This window comes from Romboutsia sp. 1001713B170207_170306_H8 (assembly GCF_015550495.1).
GTDB lineage: Bacteria > Bacillota > Clostridia > Peptostreptococcales > Peptostreptococcaceae > Romboutsia_E.
Genome location: NZ_JADNAX010000017.1, coordinates 15,056 through 32,269, shown reverse-complemented (window position 1 = coordinate 32,269; position 17,214 = coordinate 15,056). Strand labels below are relative to the sequence as shown.

General features: G+C 29.1%; 16 protein-coding genes. 3 read left to right on the top strand and 13 right to left on the bottom strand.

Annotated features, from left to right (window positions below; translation table 11 throughout):
• The 10 genes from I2A66_RS17820 to I2A66_RS16145 all read right to left on the bottom strand — a co-directional run.
• Positions 1–152 (bottom strand): GDP-mannose 4,6-dehydratase (locus I2A66_RS17820; RefSeq protein ID WP_195252008.1); only part of this gene is annotated, 152 nt, incomplete at its 3' end.
• 5 nt (positions 153–157) lie between these two features.
• The gene (gene rfbC, locus I2A66_RS16185; RefSeq protein WP_195252007.1) at positions 158–730 is read right to left on the bottom strand and encodes a dTDP-4-dehydrorhamnose 3,5-epimerase; all 573 of its coding nucleotides are present in this window, start codon (positions 728–730) and stop codon (positions 158–160) included.
• Positions 730–1,599: a glucose-1-phosphate thymidylyltransferase RfbA gene (gene rfbA / locus I2A66_RS16180; RefSeq protein WP_122641339.1), complete on the bottom strand. Its 870-nt coding sequence runs from the start codon at positions 1,597–1,599 to the stop codon at positions 730–732. The genes rfbC and rfbA overlap by 1 nt, the downstream gene beginning before the upstream one ends.
• Before the next feature lie 34 nt (positions 1,600–1,633).
• Positions 1,634–2,470: a dTDP-4-dehydrorhamnose reductase gene (gene rfbD / locus I2A66_RS16175; RefSeq protein ID WP_147516848.1), complete on the bottom strand. Its 837-nt coding sequence runs from the start codon at positions 2,468–2,470 to the stop codon at positions 1,634–1,636.
• Between the two features lie 25 nt (positions 2,471–2,495).
• On the bottom strand, positions 2,496–4,040 hold the full coding sequence (gene murJ / locus I2A66_RS16170) for a murein biosynthesis integral membrane protein MurJ (protein WP_147516849.1): 1,545 nt from the start codon (positions 4,038–4,040) through the stop codon (positions 2,496–2,498).
• A gap of 293 nt (positions 4,041–4,333) precedes the next feature.
• A complete protein-coding gene (locus I2A66_RS16165; RefSeq protein ID WP_195252006.1) occupies positions 4,334–5,248 on the bottom strand; it encodes a glycosyltransferase family 2 protein in 915 nt (304 codons plus the stop codon).
• A gap of 22 nt (positions 5,249–5,270) precedes the next feature.
• Positions 5,271–5,963: a sugar transferase gene (locus I2A66_RS16160; protein WP_195252005.1), complete on the bottom strand. Its 693-nt coding sequence runs from the start codon at positions 5,961–5,963 to the stop codon at positions 5,271–5,273.
• A gap of 321 nt (positions 5,964–6,284) precedes the next feature.
• The gene (locus tag I2A66_RS16155; RefSeq protein ID WP_147516851.1) at positions 6,285–7,988 is read right to left on the bottom strand and encodes a phospho-sugar mutase; all 1,704 of its coding nucleotides are present in this window, start codon (positions 7,986–7,988) and stop codon (positions 6,285–6,287) included.
• Between the two features lie 15 nt (positions 7,989–8,003).
• Entirely contained in the window at positions 8,004–8,879 is an 876-nt protein-coding gene (gene galU, locus I2A66_RS16150; RefSeq protein ID WP_122641334.1) for a UTP--glucose-1-phosphate uridylyltransferase GalU, read from the bottom strand.
• Between the two features lie 202 nt (positions 8,880–9,081).
• Complete coding sequence (locus I2A66_RS16145) at positions 9,082–12,759, bottom strand: MBG domain-containing protein (protein ID WP_195252004.1); 3,678 nt, start codon at positions 12,757–12,759, stop codon at positions 9,082–9,084.
• 301 nt (positions 12,760–13,060) lie between these two features.
• Here I2A66_RS16145 and I2A66_RS16140 point away from each other — a divergent pair, with 301 nt between their 5' ends.
• Genes I2A66_RS16140 through I2A66_RS16130 form a run of 3 tightly spaced genes read left to right on the top strand, consistent with a single transcriptional unit; the run spans position 13,061 to position 13,705 of the window.
• On the top strand, positions 13,061–13,279 hold the full coding sequence (locus tag I2A66_RS16140; protein ID WP_122641333.1) for a DUF1659 domain-containing protein: 219 nt from the start codon (positions 13,061–13,063) through the stop codon (positions 13,277–13,279).
• Positions 13,280–13,317: 38 nt separating this feature from the next.
• Positions 13,318–13,545: a DUF2922 domain-containing protein gene (locus I2A66_RS16135; protein WP_147516853.1), complete on the top strand. Its 228-nt coding sequence runs from the start codon at positions 13,318–13,320 to the stop codon at positions 13,543–13,545.
• A gap of 10 nt (positions 13,546–13,555) precedes the next feature.
• On the top strand, positions 13,556–13,705 hold the full coding sequence (locus I2A66_RS16130) for a YvrJ family protein (RefSeq protein ID WP_195252003.1): 150 nt from the start codon (positions 13,556–13,558) through the stop codon (positions 13,703–13,705).
• 181 nt (positions 13,706–13,886) lie between these two features.
• Here I2A66_RS16130 and I2A66_RS16125 read toward each other — a convergent pair whose 3' ends face one another.
• From I2A66_RS16125 to galU (I2A66_RS16115), 3 genes are all read right to left on the bottom strand, one after another.
• Positions 13,887–14,864, bottom strand: coding sequence for an LCP family protein (locus I2A66_RS16125; protein ID WP_147516854.1), 978 nt, complete (start codon positions 14,862–14,864; stop codon positions 13,887–13,889).
• A gap of 405 nt (positions 14,865–15,269) precedes the next feature.
• A complete protein-coding gene (gene galE, locus I2A66_RS16120; RefSeq protein ID WP_122641329.1) occupies positions 15,270–16,256 on the bottom strand; it encodes a UDP-glucose 4-epimerase GalE in 987 nt (328 codons plus the stop codon).
• 14 nt (positions 16,257–16,270) lie between these two features.
• Positions 16,271–17,206: a UTP--glucose-1-phosphate uridylyltransferase GalU gene (gene galU, locus I2A66_RS16115; protein ID WP_195252002.1), complete on the bottom strand. Its 936-nt coding sequence runs from the start codon at positions 17,204–17,206 to the stop codon at positions 16,271–16,273.
• Positions 17,207–17,214: the final 8 nt, after the last annotated feature.

Sequence of the window (17,214 nt, the reverse complement as noted above, 5' to 3'; positions counted from 1 at the left end):
TTTCCTTCTACAGGTTTTAATGTTTCTAAATTTCCTGCATAAGTTAAAGCATCTAAGTTTACTATCATATATTCTGGGTACTTATTAACCATATAGTGAACAAAGTTTCCACCTATGAAACCAGCACCACCAGTAACTAATATCTTTTTCATAATGTTTACTCTCCTTTATATTCAAACGGTAAATCTAATTCTTTTAATGTCTTTTGTTTTTTATCTTTTTCAGATAATAATAATTCTTCTATACCTTCTAATGGCCACTCTATACCTACATCTCGGTCATTCCATAAAAGTCCACTATCATATTCTGGAGCATAGAAATCTGTGCATTTGTAGTTGAATACTGCTTCATCAGATACAACTAAGAATCCATGAGCAAATCCTTCTGGAACGTAGAATTGCTTTTTATTTTCAGCAGAAAGAAGTATTCCTTCCCACTGACCATAAGTTGGTGATCCTTTTCTTAAATCTACTGCAACATCATATACTGCCCCTTGAGTTACCCTTACTAGCTTTCCTTGAGTGTGTTTTGTTTGGAAATGCATTCCTCTTAAAACACCTTTTCTAGATTTTGATTCATTATCTTGAACAAATACCATATCAAGGCCAGCTTCTACAAAAGCTTCTCTATTATAACTTTCCATAAAGTATCCTCTCTCATCTCCGAATACTTTAGGTTCTATTATATATAAATCTTTTATTTTAGTTTCTATAAAATTGAAGTTACCCATTATTTCACCTCTTCAGATACTTTTACTAAATATTGTCCATACTCAGTTTTCATAAGTGGTTTAGCAAGTTCTAATAATTGTTCTTTTGTTATATAACCTTGTCTATATGCTATTTCTTCTAAACAAGCTATATATAAACCTTGTCTAGTTTGAACAGCTTCAACATAGTTAGATGCTTCTAGTAACCCTCTATGAGTTCCTGTATCTAGCCAAGCCATTCCTCTTCCAAATAATTCAACCTTTAAGTTCCCTCTTCTTAGATATTCATTATTAACAGCAGTTATTTCTAACTCTCCTCTTTCAGAAGGTTTTACATTCTTAGCTATTTCTATTACATCATTATCATAGAAGTATAATCCTGGGACAGCATAATTTGACTTAGGCACTTCTGGCTTTTCTTCTATTGATAATACATTAAAGTTTTCATCAAATTCAACAACTCCAAAAGCTTTTGGATCTGCTACTTGGTATCCAAATATAGTTGCTTCATCTCTTTCTACAGCTCTTCTTAATCTTTCTGTAAATCCATATCCGTAGAATATGTTATCTCCAAGAACTAATGCAACTTTATCATCACCTATAAACTCTTCACCTATTATAAATGCTTCTGCAAGTCCATTTGGATGCTCTTGTACAGCGTATTCTATATTTAATCCTAATTCACTACCATTTCCAAATAATTCTTTGAATATACTTATATCTCTTGGTGTAGATATTATTAGTATATCTCTTATTCCTGATAACATAAGTACTGACATTGGGTAATATATCATTGGCTTATCATATATTGGTAAAGCTTGTTTTGATACACATTTTGTTATTGGGTATAATCTTGTTCCAGATCCCCCAGCTAATATAATACCTTTCATTGTTTATCTCCTCGTATGAAATTAATATTTTGTCTTATTTTTCTAAATATTCTTTTAAAGATTCTTCCCAGTTTCTAAATGTATTTAAGTTTACTAGTTTTAACATAAAGTTATCTAAAACAGAGTATGCTGGTCTTGGTGCAGGTCTCTTGAATTCTTCACTAGTAACTGGATTAACTTTTATATCTATATTTTTTATTTCAAATATTTTCTTAGCGAAATCATACCAACTACATTGTCCTTCACATGTTCCATGATATGTTCCATAATATTCAGTTCCAATTAAGTCTATTATAGCCTTAGCTAAATCTACTGTACTAGTTGGACTCCCAACTTGATCATCTACAACGTTAAGTTCTTTGTTAGTTTCCGCTAATTTTATCATAGTTCTTACGAAGTTATTTCCTTCTCCATATAACCATGCAGTTCTAACTATAAAGTATTTTGAGCAGAATTGTTTAGTAAATTCTTCACCCATTAATTTACTTGTTCCATATATTGAATTAGGGCATGTAGCATCATCTTCTCTATATGGTCTAGTTCCACTTCCATCAAATACATAATCAGTTGACACTTGTACAAACTTTGCCCCTACCTTTTCACAAGCAATTGCTAAGTTTCTAGGTCCTAATGCATTTATTTTATATGCATTTTCTACATCTGTTTCACATAAATCTACAGCTGTATGTGCTGCACAGTTTATAACTGCATAAGGATTTTCTTTACTTATAAATTCAGATACTTGATTTGCATCTAATATATTTAATTCATCTCTATCTGTAGCGATGATTTCATACTCACTATAATTTGCTAATTGCTTGCTTAATTCTAAACCAAGTTGTCCTTTAGCTCCAGTTATTACTACTTTCATAAGTTGCCCCTCCTATTATATGTTTTTATTTTTTTAATTTAAGTTTAGCTTTAACCATATCAATTATATATGTTATTTCACTTATTTTAAACAGTATAACGAGAACTCCATATACTATAGCTCCTACTAATACGGATGTACCTAGAGAAATCACTTGACCTATTGTATCACTGCTTAAATGCATAGCTAAATATTTATTACTCATATATGCAGCAAATCCCATTATTGAAGATGCTACTAAACTTTTTATAAATGTAATTATTATTTTTCTTTGCCCAAAATCTTTTATCTTCTTTTTTAATGCTATAAAAAGTACTATAACTATTGATATATTAGCTATACTTGTTGCAAATGCTAATCCTGCATGTTTTAAATATTTTATTAATGCAAAGTTTAGACATATATTTATAACAACAGCTAATATAGCTGATTTCATAGGTGTCTTAGTATCTTTTAAAGCATAAAATATTTTAGTTAGTATATCATTTAGTCCACTTCCAATTAATCCAATAGCATAGAATGATAGGGCTACTGCTGTGATCTTTGTATCTTGTGCTGTAAATTCCCCACGTTCAAACAAAAGCCTAACTATAGGTTGAGAAAGAACTATTGCTCCTACAGATACAGGTAATACTAATAGTGTTATGCTATTTACTGACCTAACTACAACTTGTGCAAAGTCTTCTTTTGAGTTTTCTACAGATAGTCTTGAAATAAGTGGGTATACAACTGCAGTTATAGACACTATAAATATAGAAATTACAAATGAATTTAACTTACTAGCAAAGTTAAGTGCTGCTACACTTCCTAATGGTAATGTAGATGCTAAACTTTTATCCACCATTGTATTTATTTGATTAACAGCTATTCCTACAAATATAGGCGCTATTAATATTACAAGCTTTTTCATTTTTGCATCTTTAAGATCTAAAAATGGCTTATATTTATATCCATTTTTAGCTGCAAATGGCACTTGGAATAAAAACTCAGATGCTATCCCTAATAATGTTCCTATAGCTATTATTACAGAATTATATTTTGCACTTAAGAATATTGAAACTATAATAATAATATTTTTAGGTAAACTACCTAAACCTGGAACTGTAAAATTATTATGAACTTGTAAGTAGCCATTCATTATAAAGCTTAACCCTATAAATGGAATAGACATAATTAATATTCTTGTATATTGTACTGTTAGTTTTAATCTTTCTCCATCAAACCCTATTGCAAAAAGTTTAACTAATGGTTCTGTAAAAATAATCCCTAATATAGATAATATAGTACATATAATTACAATTACATTTACTATATTATTGGTAAATTTTAATGTAGCTTTTTTACCTATCTCATTTTCAACTTCATAATATATAGGTATATATGTAGTAGCTATAGCTGACCCTGCTGCTGCAAAAATTATGGTTGGTATTGAAAAGGAAACTACAAATGCTTCTGATATAGCATTAGTTCCATATACATATGATAATGCCATTTCTCTTCCAAACCCTAATATTTTTGTCAATAAAGTCGCTAACATTAACCAAGTTGCTGCTTTAGCTAATTTCGACATTCTTATATTCTCCTAACCTTTTTGTATTTATATAAACATAAATATTACATTATTATATTTTAACCATTATAATAGCTTTAATTTATTTTATTCTATAAGCTATTACCTTTTTATATATAATAATATTTTATTTATATGAAATATCTAAGTTTAGACTGTTTTAGCCATATTATTCTATATTATGACTATGAAATTATAACATACTTTATTTATTAAATAAAGTAAAATGGATGAACTTTAGTAGGCTCATCCATTTTAATAACAAATTATTTATATTTTAAAATTTAATATCATTATTTATTATCAAAATAAAATGAATGCATACTCATTTTTTTAACAATACCTATTGGCATTTTATAATAAATTTGACCTAATTTATATCCTATAAATCTAAATCCACTATCTACTATTAAGTGTGGTATTAAAAGATATTTGTTATTTGCCATTAAGTGTTTTATAGCTGATTTTACAAACTTAACACCTTCTGACTCCGATTTTATACCGTGGAAGTATTCCTTACTATCAGTGAATACCACTCCAACGTCAAAATTTCTTTTGAATTGTTGCATATAAGTATAATTATGAGAGTGAACCACCGATGCGTTGGCTGCATATAAAACCTTCTTGTCTGAGAATATTAATTTTGATGCTATTATCATATCTTCATTCATAATTGTTTTTTCTGGAAATCCATCAACTTCCCAAAACTCCTTAGTTAAAAAGGCTGAACAAACATTTGTAAAGAAGAATGTTTTAACTCCTAATCTGTCTATATCCTCTTTTGATTTTATTATATTAGTATCACCGTAATTAAACTTTCTTGCAAACTTTTCTATTTCATTTGCATCTTCTCTAGGCTTTTGTCTTCCATAACTTGCAACAATATCATTTTTACCTAGATCTTTAGTTAATTCTTCTATAAAGAATTCATTTTCTGGATAAGCATCTTGAGTCATAAATACTAATATATCCCCTGTAGCTTCTCTTGCTGCTCTATTTCTAGTTCCACCATGGTCAAATTCACCATTATTAATCGGCATGAATTTAACGATGTCATATTTTTCACATATACTTCTAGTGTTATCACTTGATGCTGTATCTATTATTATTATTTCTTTAACTTTTCTACTTTGATTTGTAAGTTTTTCCAATAGATTTTCTATATATATCTCTGCGTTTCTTGTAGGAATTATTACACTTATCTCCAAACTTTTCACCTCTTTTATGCTTTTACCTAGCACCTTCTCTTTTAACCACTTTTATTGCTGTCATAAATATTATATATATATCTAATAAGGTATTTCTTCTAATTATATATTCCATATCTAACTCAACTCTTTCATCATAAGTTGTATCACTTCTACCACTTACTTGCCATAATCCAGTTAAGCCAGGCTTTATACTCATAAAATACCCTGCATATTCTCCGTAAAAATCTAATTCCTTTGTTACTATAGGTCTAGGTCCCACTATACTCATTTCACCTTTAAGTATGTTAAAAAGCTGTGGTAATTCATCTAAACTAGTTTTTCTTATAAAGTTTCCTACCTTTGTTATTCTAGGATCATTTTTAAGTTTAAACGTTTCACTATATTCTTTCTTTTGCTCTGGACTTAATGTTTTTAATACTTCTTCAGCATTATGCACCATAGATCTAAACTTCCAACATTTAAATTGTTTTCCATTTAATCCAACTCTCTTATGCCCAAATATTATACTTCCCTTTGGATCTTCTATTTTTATAGCTAGTGCAACTATTAAAAATATTGGCGATAATATAACTATACCTAATAACGAACCTACTATATCTATAGTTCTCTTTATAAAATTATAAATAAAGCTCTTGTTTATATTATCTTCTATTGTTGAAAAGTATAAATTAGAATTCTTCACACATTCTGCATAAATCTTTTTTTCCACCATTAATTATCCTCCTATTTTCAATTACACGCCCTATATAATATGCATTCTATGAATAATCATAAAATTTTAATACATTTTATTATAATTCATATTCGACATAATATCAATATTTTTAGATATTATTCACTTTTTTCACTCAAAATCTGATGTCTAAAATTTGTAAAAATATTATTTAAAAATTTAAATAATGTACTATATATAAATTTCCCGATAAGCTTTTAATTTACTATGTATTTAATTTCACTCTTACCTTGTTTTACATAGTAAAAAAATAAAAAAAATAGTAAAAAGGATTATTTTATAACCCTTCTTACTATTTTACTAAATTATCCCAATTTTGTTTAATATTTTATTTATAGAATCTTCAATCCCATTTATCTTACTATCAGATTCGTCTTCATCATTTCCTTTTACAGCTATATAAAACTTAAGCTTAGGTTCTGTTCCAGATGGTCTAATTGCTATCCAAGAACCATCATTTAAGAAATATTTCAGCACATTAGATTTTGGAAGTCCATCTATGCCATCTTTATAATCTTTCTTTTCTATTATAGATACATTATTTACTTCATCAATTTCATTTTCTCTAAAGTATTTTATAATCTCTTGTATTTTAGCTAAACCATCTATTCCTTTTAATGTTAAAGATATAGTTTTTTCTTTAAAATATCCATATTTTTTATATAACTCTTGTAAACCTTCATATAAACTCATACCTTTAGAATAATAATATGCTGCCATCTCAGAAATTAAAATTGCAGCTACAACCCCATCTTTATCTCTAGCATGAGTTCCTACTAAATAACCATAGCTCTCCTCGTATCCAAATAAATATGAATTTTTATTTGTTTCTTCAAATGATTTTATTTTTTCACCTATAAACTTAAATCCTGTAAGTACATTCATAACTTCTATATCATTTTCTCTAGCTATATCAGCTCCAAACTCTGAAGTAACTATAGTTTTTATTAATACAGAATCATCTTTAAGTTTATTGGTTTCCTTTAGACCTTCTATTATATAGTTAGTTAACATTCCACCTATTTGATTTCCTGTAAGCAGCTCATATTCTCCTAAAGAAGTTCTAACAGCTATACCTACTCTATCGCAGTCTGGATCTGTGGCTATAACCAAATCTGACTCATTTTCTTTAGCTAATTGAATTCCTCTATTTAAAGCTTTAGCTTCCTCTGGATTAGGATATTCTATACCTGCAAAATTTGAATCAGGTTGTTCTTCTTCTTCAACTACAATTATGTTTTCAAATCCAACCTCTTTTAATGCTCTTCTTATTGGAACATTTCCAGTTCCACATAAAGGAGTATATACTATTTTAAATTCTTTCCCTACATTAGTTATTACATCTTGTCTTATAACTTGAGACTTTACAGCTTCTATAAAATTAGTATCTTGTATTTCATCCAACTTTACTATTAGAGATTTATTTTCTTCATTTATAGTTGGTATTAAACTATAATCTTCTATGCTATTTATTTCATTAGTTATTGCATCAGCTATATGAGGCATAACTTGAGCTCCATCTTCCCAGTATACTTTATATCCATTGTACTCTGGAGGATTGTGACTGGCAGTTATTACTACACCTGCTATACAGTTTAAACTTCTAACTGCAAATGATAATTCTGGCGTAGTTCTCAAGCTATCGAATATATACGCTTTTATGCCACATGCAGCTAATGTGTTTGCTGTTTCTATACAAAACTCTCTAGACATATGTCTATTATCATGTGCTATAACCACACCTCTATTAGCATCTTCTTTACTAGTATTTTTTAATATATAATTTGCTAATCCAAAAGTTGCTCTTCTTACTGTATATATATTTATTCTATTCGTACCAGCAGCTATAACACCTCTTAATCCCGCTGTTCCAAATTCTAAATTTTTATAAAATCTATCTTCTATTTCTTTTTTATCATTTATAATATTTCTAAGTTCTTGCTTAGTATCCTCATCGAAGTATTGATTACTTAACCATTCTTCATACTGTTTCATGTATTCCATAATTTTATAACCTTTCTACTTGCTAGTTGCCTTAGTTTTTAAAAACTCTATAAAATCATCTCTAAGTTCTGGTCTCTTAAGAGCAAAATCAACAGTTGCTTCTAAGAACCCTAATTTATCTCCAACATCATATCTTCTACCTTCAAAGTTATATGCATATATAGCTTCTTTAGTCGCTAAAGTTTGAAGAGCATCTGTAAGTTGTATTTCTCCACCTTTACCTGGCTCCTGATTTTCAAGTATATTAAATATTTCAGGAGTTATTATATACCTTCCAAGTATAGCTATATTAGATGGTGCATCTTCTATATTTGGTTTTTCCACCATGTCTTTTACTTTATATACTCTATTTTCTATATGCTTAACATCTAGTATTCCATATTTGTTAGTGTTTTCTCTTTCTACTTCTTGAACACCTAAAACTGTTGTTTTGTATTCATCATAAGTATCTATTAATTGTTTTAAACAAGGAACTTCTGCATCTACTATGTCATCACCTAAAAGTACTGCAAATGGCTCATCACCTATAAAACTTTTAGCACAATGTATAGCATGTCCTAATCCCTTTGGCTCTTTTTGTCTTATATAATGTATATTAACCATATTAGATATATCTTGAACCATTTTTAACATTTCAGTCTTTCCTTTTTGTTCAAGTTCAAGTTCTAATTCTACTGATCTATCAAAGTGATCTTCTATACTTTTTTTACTTCTTCCTGTAACTATTAAAATCTCTTCTATTCCAGATTCTATAGCCTCTTCTATTATATATTGTAAAGTAGGCTTATCTACTATTGGTAACATTTCTTTTGGTTGTGACTTTGTAGCTGGAAGGAATCTTGTCCCTAATCCTGCAGCTGGTATTATGGCTTTTCTGACTTTTTTATTCATTTTATCCTCCAAATAATCATTTATTATATAATTAACTAATATTTTATTTATTAGATACTCCCGCTATACTCTTATAAACTCCTATATTATAACAAAGTTATTTAATTTATGATATATAAAATTGATTAAATAGATCTTATTAATCACAAAAAGCAATGGAATTATGATACCTCCCATTGCTTTTTATAATGTTTATTTTATACTATCTTTTACGTCTTCTATTTAAAAATAATCCAGTTAATGCTGCAACTCCAATACTAGCAAACCCTCCGATTCCTGGATCAGAAGTTTTAGGATTATGACTTTCTGGTTTCTGATTATTATTAGTTTTTTGTGTATCCGTACTACCTGGCTTAGTCGTATCACCTGGTTTCTCTGGCTCATTATCTCCCGGTTTATCTAAATCATCTTCATCTGGTTTTTCTGTATCACCTGGCTTTTCTGGCTCTTTTTCAGCTTCAGTTATAGTCAAACTTCCTTCATTAACTGTATAAATATAATTATCAAATTCTTTATCTACTACAGAAATATTATACTCACCAACATCTTCTCCAGCTTCTCTAACTAACTCAAACTCTACAGTATCACTTCCAACTAAACCTTCAACACTATAAGTAAACTCTGGGTCTTCTTCTCCAACAACCTTACTTACATCATCTATATTAACTGTAAGCTCTGCTTTTTCTATAACAAACTGAGTAACAGCCATACTCTTAATATGAGAGCTATCTCCCATAAATGTAGCTACAACAGTATACTTACCTGCTTCTATAGGAGCTGAATCTAACTTAGTTCCTCCACTATAGTAAGTATATTTTAACTCAGCATTCTCAACAACTTCACCATTTTTATCTTTAACAATAGTGTAAGGCTTATATGCTTCTCCATTATAAACTACATCATCTGCATTTAAATCTACAGTTGTAGTGTACTTAGATATAGCAAAACTTCTCATGGCTAAGCTTGAAGTAAATTGAGTATCACTGTATGAATAAGCAGTAGCTACATATATACCTTCTTTAATAGGTCTTTCAGTTGAACAGTAAAAACTTCCATCTATTGCTACACCTGTATATCTAATATTTGCTTTATTTGTACTTCCTTTATATACAGCTTCATGCTTATAATTTGTTCCTACTTTTACTACAGCCTTATCACTTAATGAGTCTTGTGTAAACTCAACTTTATTTTGTTCTCTTATAATAGTGAATGTTCTCATAGCTAATGCAGCTGTATGAGCTTTATCTCCACAATCATATGCAGTTGCTACATATACACCAGCATCTGTTGGCTTTTCAGTTGATTTATATTTCTTTCCTAATAAAGTTATTCCACTGTAAACAATAGTAGCGTCTTCTTTAGTTTCTCTCACAATTGCACTATGAGTATATTCTTGTCCTACTTTTATTACTGCTTTATCAGCTAAGGAATCTTCACTAAAATCTACATGAGCTATTTCTTTTACTATAGCAAAACTTCTCATTGCTAATCCTACTGTATATTCTAAATCATCATATGAATAAGCAGTGACAACATACATACCTTCTTCTGCTGGTGCTATTTCACTATGATATAATTTACCTGCCTTTGTAACTCCTGAATAAACCATCTTAGCTGACTTTTCGCTTCCTTCAAAAACAGCTTTATGGCTATAACTTTGACCTACTTTTACAACAGCCTTGTCTTCAAGTGAATCAGAAGTAAATACTACCTTACTTAAATTTCTATGTATAAGTAAACTTCCTACTCCAACTGTTGTATTTGAGTTTTTATCTAGAACTACCCCTGTTACAACATAAGCACCAGCAGCTTTAGGAGCACCTAATGAAACTCTTAAATCTCCAGGTAAATAATCTAATGCTTTTATTACATCAGTTAAATCTACACCTAATGTTGATAAAAGAGGTGCTAAATCATGTAAAGCCTTCTTTAAATCATCCATAGTACCTATGTTTATTTTGTTTATAGCTTCCATTATAGTTTTTGATATTGCATCATCACCTAAATTAAGGTCAACATAAACTGAGCCTGATAAATCATAATTTACACCAGCATATATTCCTATATATCCTAAGTTATAATCTACCGATATATTTGTTCTTATAGCATTTCCATTATACTCAGCTACAGTATTTCCTACTTTTATTTTTGCATTGCATTTATTAATTTCAAATGTACCTTCAAATTTTTGAGGTTTATAATTTTTATTCCCTTTGAAATTAACAGTGTACTCATAACTTCCAGCGTCTACTGGTTTGTATTGTATTCCAGGAAGTCCCGGTATTATAACTTTTGTAAACTCTACTTTACCAGTTTCTATTATCTCTCCATCTTTTCCCTTTATAACATAGTTAACTTCTTTTTCAGTTCCATCATAAGTTGATTGAGTTTGGTCAAGTTCTATAGTAGCCTCTTCTCTAGCATCATATATATTAAATACTCCATTATATGAAGATGGTTTACATGTTTCATTTCCATCAAAGGATACACTAAACTCATAGCTACCTTCATTTACTGGATATATTTCTTCTTTTATTCCAAGCCAGTTCTTTTTATAGAATTTAACTACTCTATCTTCATTTCCATTCTCATCTTTTATGACATTGTTGTTTGAATCTACAACTTTATAAGTCAGTGTTTTTATGATTCCATCATAAGCAACATTTAAATCCCTCATAACTATTTTTGTTTCTAGTTTTTCAGAGAATTCAACTTTTAAATCTCCACCATTAAAATCACTTGGTATTGTATAAACACCATCTTCGGCAACTAATTTTAAGCCATTTAAACTTACACCTACAATAAAGTTTTCTTCATCTGCTTCTACTGTAAAGTTATGTTCTTTTTTAGCTTCTATCTGAATATTTTCACTAGCATTAATGTTTTTGTTATTTATAACTATATGTCCATTTCCTATGATTTCTATATTTAAATCTCTTACTTCTTCTACTTCTTTATCTTCTATAAATTCAACCTTAAGCTCTCCGCCTCCAACTGTTATTTGATTATTCTCATCAACAACAACTGGCTTTTTATATAGAGTTACAGAACCAACTTTCATTCCTTCTTTGGGCTCTAATTTAAATGTATGTTGGCTACCTTTGTCCATATATGCTTTATTTTCTTCATGGAAATATAGATCATCCCCAACTTGAGATATTGTACCTTCTCCATCTTTAACTATCGTTAATTCTTCTCTATCTTCTTCCCCTTTTAGAGAATAACTTATTTTTATATCTCCACTAATATTTACTAATAAATTTTTATTCCAACTATCAGAATCTATCGGATTTATTGTAAGTATTTTCGATCCATCTTCCTCTGTATCTACTGATGCTTGAGTTAATAGTGTACCTAAGGAGTGAGATACCTTGTATCCACTTTTAGGATTTATATATATTTTTTTATTAGTATCTGAGTTTTCTATATCTATATCCCCAGTTGTTTTTGAATATAATTTTCCTCCTAAAATATAATGATCCTTTACATTGATATAGTTTGTTAATAATTCAATCGTTTCTTCATCAGAACTTAGTCCATCAATCTTACCAAATTGACTATTCTCAACTTTTATATTCGCAGTAACCTTTCTAGTTGCTGTTACTTCTTCACTTAATATACTTACTTCTTCATTTTCTATAGTATCCTTTACTTCTACTTCAGTTATTTCATCTTCATTTACTTCTATATTATTGATGTCATCAATATTTATATCATTGCTTTCCTCTATAAATTCATCTTGTTTACTCTCTACTATTTCTTCTGATACAACCCCATTATCTAAAGATACTTCATCAGCAAATGACTTGATTGCATTTACCGGTAATAGATTTGCAGTTATTACTAAACTTAATACTAACGATACCCCTCTTTTATGCATATTACCCTCCAATATAAATAATTCTTTAACAAATTCATATTAACACACTATAAAAGGCTGTTTTCCCACTTTAGTTCGCAACTTTAGACATATAGTTACAGATCAACATTTTTTTCATTTTTTATTTAGTTTTTAATGTTTCTTATTTGATTTTTAATTTTATATGACAAAATTTCACAATAGATAATTTTTATTATTTACTTAAATTACTAACATTAGTTCTAACTACATGTAAATTTATCCTGGTACTATTTAATTAAATAAGGGACAAACCTTATAAAAATTTAAGGAGGTAAATATTATGGCTACAGAAATGAAAAGTGCTTCATCATTAAAACTACAATTTAATAAAGGACTTGGTACAGATGGAAAGGAGATAACAGGAAGTAAAACTTTCTCTAACTTAAAAGAAGATGCTTCTCCAGAAGATGTGCTAGCAGTTGCAAATGCTTTTGGTGGACTTCAAAAACATGACTTATATAACATTGTAAAAATAGACTATACATCAATATCTGAATAAATAAAAATTTAAAAATAAAATTTGGGAGGTAATTTATTATGGATAGTACTTTAAAATTAATAATGACTTTTAAATCTGAGGGAGATAAAAATGTTAACTTTACAATTGATGATCCTAGGTCAAATTTAAGTGAGGATGATGTTATTGAGGCTATGAACTTAATACTTGAAAAGAATATATTCTGTCCTGGTGAGGTTGATTTAAAAGAAGCTATAAAAGCCAAAGTAGTTCAAACTGAAACTACTGAATATAACCTTCAGGCATAAGGATTAGATTATGGATGGTGAATTTTTATCTGTCATAAATAATGTTGGATTTCCCATAGCCTTATCTATATATCTTTTAGTAAGGATAGAAGGAAAGCTTCAATGTTTATCTGATAGTATAAATGAATTATCTAAGGCTTTGCTTACTTTTAATAAGTAAAAATTCGAAAAACAAGTGTCATAGTGAAAAATCTATTAGTCAAGCAATTGAGAAACATTGCAAATGACTAATAGATTTTTTCACTTATGTCACTTTTTGTTTAATTCTTTTTTTACTATAATCAGCGAAGCTATATTATAAATAGACCTTATACTACCTTATATGTCTATGTATATATAATCTATTCTTCACTTTTACCGTATATAAACTTATGCCAAGCTTTTAAGTTAGGTTCTTTTTCCCATTCTATAACCCAACCTTTTTGCTTACTTACAATATGACCATTTCTATACTCTGCAAGTGGGAATTGGAATTGGTCTATGTTAGTATCATTTATTTTAAGAGCTGTAAATCCTAAGTTTATCATTTCCATAGGACTTATATTTGTTTTAGTATTTTCTAAAATTATTTCTGCTGCCCTTTTATATTCGTTAGTTCCGCTGTTTAAAAATTCTTTGTATACACTTTCTGCGACTTCTCTGTGTCTATTATCTCTTGCATAAGCACTGTCTGTGTATCTTATTCTACTAAATGCAAGTGCTTGATATCCATTTAATCGTTGTTTTCCTGATTTCGTTACGTATTCTTTTTCTATCTCATCTTTTCTGTCATAATAATAATCGTAACAAGCATCTATGTATTTATTAACTTCATCTACATCTTTTTCTTCTACATTAACTTCTACTCCGCCAATTTCATCTATTATGTCCATAAATGAAACGAAGTTAACAGCAATATACTTATCAATTTTTATATCAAAGTTTACTTCAAATACTTCTCTTAATAAATCAATTCCGCCATATGCATAGGCATGAGTTAATTTTTCAGTTGAATGCCCTGGTATATCGACATAAGTATCTCTTGCTATAGAGCTTATTTTTATATCTTTATTATTAGTATCTATTGTTACTAACATTACAGAGTCCGATCTGTTAGTTTTTTCTATGTTTGCACCATCAGTTCCTACTAATAATATGTTTGTTACTCCTTCAACGATAGTTCCTTCTTCACTTTCTTCTCTTTCTGCTGCATCAACCTTTGTAGTATTATCCTTTTCGTATATTTTATTTAAATTAAAATATACAATTCCAAATACAGATATTCCCCCTACTAAAATTATTCCTAATAATGCTAATAGTATTTTCTTTAAATTTTTCATATTTACTCACCTTTTTTATAGTATACTTTTTAATACTGTAAAATTATACCACCAGCATCATTTTCTATCAATATTAGTCAATTACTAATTAAGTATTACTATATTTTGTATATAAAACTTAATCCCCCTACCCTATGTGTATTTCCACGCTTATTATTAAGCTATAATAACCCCTATTTAAATTTTATATTATGCTTAGAATACTTAGTAAGATCTATATTTACTTTAGAAAATTCATTATTAATACATAAATCTCGTAAATAAATCTTATACATATACAATATTACTTTTAAGGGTATTTATTATACTACCTTGATAAATAATGTACATTCATTACATAATAACAGTTTTTATTATTTTAACTACCTACTATAAAGAGAGCATATCAATACATGTATAATATTCTTATTTAGTAAATCCTGCTGGATTTTTGCTATGCCAATTCCAGGCATCTACTATTATTTTTTCTAAAGAGTCAAACTTAGGCTTCCATCCAAGAATAGTTTTTGCCTTATCACTAGATGCAATAAGTATAGCTGGGTCTCCAGCTCTTCTTGGCTCCTCAACTGCAGGTATATCAAAATCAGTTACTCTTCTAGCAACGTCTATAACCTCTTTAACAGAGTATCCATTACCATTCCCTAAGTTAAATATATCACTATCATTTCCTTTTCTTAAATACTCAAGAGCTAAATAATGAGCGCTTGCTAAGTCCATTACATGTATGTAATCTCTTATACATGTACCATCTTCAGTATTATAATCATTTCCAAATATACTTATATGACTTCTCTTTCCTAGAGGAACTTGAAGTATTAATGGAATTAAATGAGTCTCTGTCTTATGATCTTCACCTATGCTTCCATCAAAATAAGCTCCAGCTGCATTAAAATAACGAAGAGATACATACTTTGTATTATAAGCTTTATCAAACCACTTCATCATTTTTTCCATTGCAAGCTTTGTTTCTCCATACGTATTAGTTGGGTTAGTTTCATCACTTTCAACGATTGGTATATTCTTTGGTTCACCATAAGTTGCTGCTGTTGATGAGAATACTATTTTATCAACATTATTTTCTTTCATAACATCTAGTAAGCACATCATTCCATACACATTGTTATGGTAGTATTCATATGGCTTTATCATACTTTCACCTACTAATGAATTTGCAGCAAAATGTATTACAGCTTCTATATTATTTTCTTTGAACACTTTATCTAATGCTTCTTTATCTCTTATATCACACTTATAAAATTTATTAGTTAATAAAGCTTCTTCATGACCTGTAAGTAAGTTATCAACTATTATCACATCTTCATTTTTTTCTAAGAAGTATTTCACTGTATGCGAACCTATATATCCTGCTCCACCTACTATTAATATACTCATATTTCATTCTCCTTTTATAATTTTTCTGATGTAAATGCTACTTCATTTAATATCTCTTTATCTTCTTTTGTAGATTCTAATAAATTAGTTTTTGTTTTTAAAAACTCCATAAAATCATCTCTAAGTTCCGGTCTCTTTAAAGCAAAATCAACAGTCGCTTCTAAGAATCCTAACTTATCTCCAACATCATATCTTCTTCCTTCGAAATTATAAGCATATATAGCTTCCTTAGTAGCTAAAGTTTGAAGAGCATCAGTTAACTGTATCTCTCCACCCTTACCTGGTTCTTGATTTTCAAGAATATTAAATATCTCAGGAGTTATTATATATCTTCCAAGAATAGCAATATTAGAAGGAGCATCCTCAACATTTGGCTTTTCGACCATATCCTTTACCTTATATACTCTGTCTTCTATATGCTTAACATCAAGTATTCCATACTTATTAGTATCTTCCTTAGCAACCTCTTGTACTCCAAGTACACTAGTTTTATACTCATCATACGTATTTATTAATTGCTTTAAGCAAGGAACCTCCGCATCAACTATATCATCACCTAAAAGTACTGCAAATGGCTCATCTCCTATAAAACTCTTTGCACAATGTATAGCATGTCCAAGTCCCTTTGGCTCTTTTTGTCTTATATAATGTATATTTACCATATTTGATATATCTTGAACCATCTTAAGCATTTCCTTCTTACCTTTTTGCTCAAGTTCAAGCTCAAGTTCAACACTTCTATCAAAATGATCTTCTATAGACTTTTTACTTCTTCCCGTAACTATTAGTATTTCTTCTATACCAGATTCAATAGCTTCTTCTATTATATATTGTAAAGTTGGTTTATCTACTATTGGTAGCATTTCTTTTGGTTGTGATTTTGTAGCAGGTAAAAATCTTGTTCCAAGCCCTGCTGCTGGTATTATTGCTTTTCTTACTGTTTTCTTCATTTTATCCT

Bases quoted from the DNA above. Each gene is read 5' to 3' on its own strand.
- galU (WP_122641334.1), bottom strand. From the start codon at position 8,879: ATGAATAAAAAAGTCAGAAAAGCCATAATACCAGCTGCAGGATTAGGG.
- I2A66_RS16130 (WP_195252003.1), top strand. From the start codon at position 13,556: ATGGATGGTGAATTTTTATCTGTCATAAATAATGTTGGATTTCCCATA.
- I2A66_RS16145 (WP_195252004.1), bottom strand. From the start codon at position 12,759: ATGCATAAAAGAGGGGTATCGTTAGTATTAAGTTTAGTAATAACTGCA.
- rfbD (WP_147516848.1), bottom strand. From the start codon at position 2,470: ATGAAAGTAGTAATAACTGGAGCTAAAGGACAACTTGGTTTAGAATTA.
- rfbC (WP_195252007.1), bottom strand. From the start codon at position 730: ATGGGTAACTTCAATTTTATAGAAACTAAAATAAAAGATTTATATATA.
- galU (WP_195252002.1), bottom strand. From the start codon at position 17,206: ATGAAGAAAACAGTAAGAAAAGCAATAATACCAGCAGCAGGGCTTGGA.
- I2A66_RS16135 (WP_147516853.1), top strand. From the start codon at position 13,318: ATGGATAGTACTTTAAAATTAATAATGACTTTTAAATCTGAGGGAGAT.
- I2A66_RS16160 (WP_195252005.1), bottom strand. From the start codon at position 5,963: ATGGTGGAAAAAAAGATTTATGCAGAATGTGTGAAGAATTCTAATTTA.
- murJ (WP_147516849.1), bottom strand. From the start codon at position 4,040: ATGTCGAAATTAGCTAAAGCAGCAACTTGGTTAATGTTAGCGACTTTA.
- I2A66_RS16125 (WP_147516854.1), bottom strand. From the start codon at position 14,864: ATGAAAAATTTAAAGAAAATACTATTAGCATTATTAGGAATAATTTTA.
- I2A66_RS16140 (WP_122641333.1), top strand. From the start codon at position 13,061: ATGGCTACAGAAATGAAAAGTGCTTCATCATTAAAACTACAATTTAAT.
- rfbA (WP_122641339.1), bottom strand. From the start codon at position 1,599: ATGAAAGGTATTATATTAGCTGGGGGATCTGGAACAAGATTATACCCA.
- I2A66_RS16155 (WP_147516851.1), bottom strand. From the start codon at position 7,988: ATGGAATACATGAAACAGTATGAAGAATGGTTAAGTAATCAATACTTC.
- galE (WP_122641329.1), bottom strand. From the start codon at position 16,256: ATGAGTATATTAATAGTAGGTGGAGCAGGATATATAGGTTCGCATACA.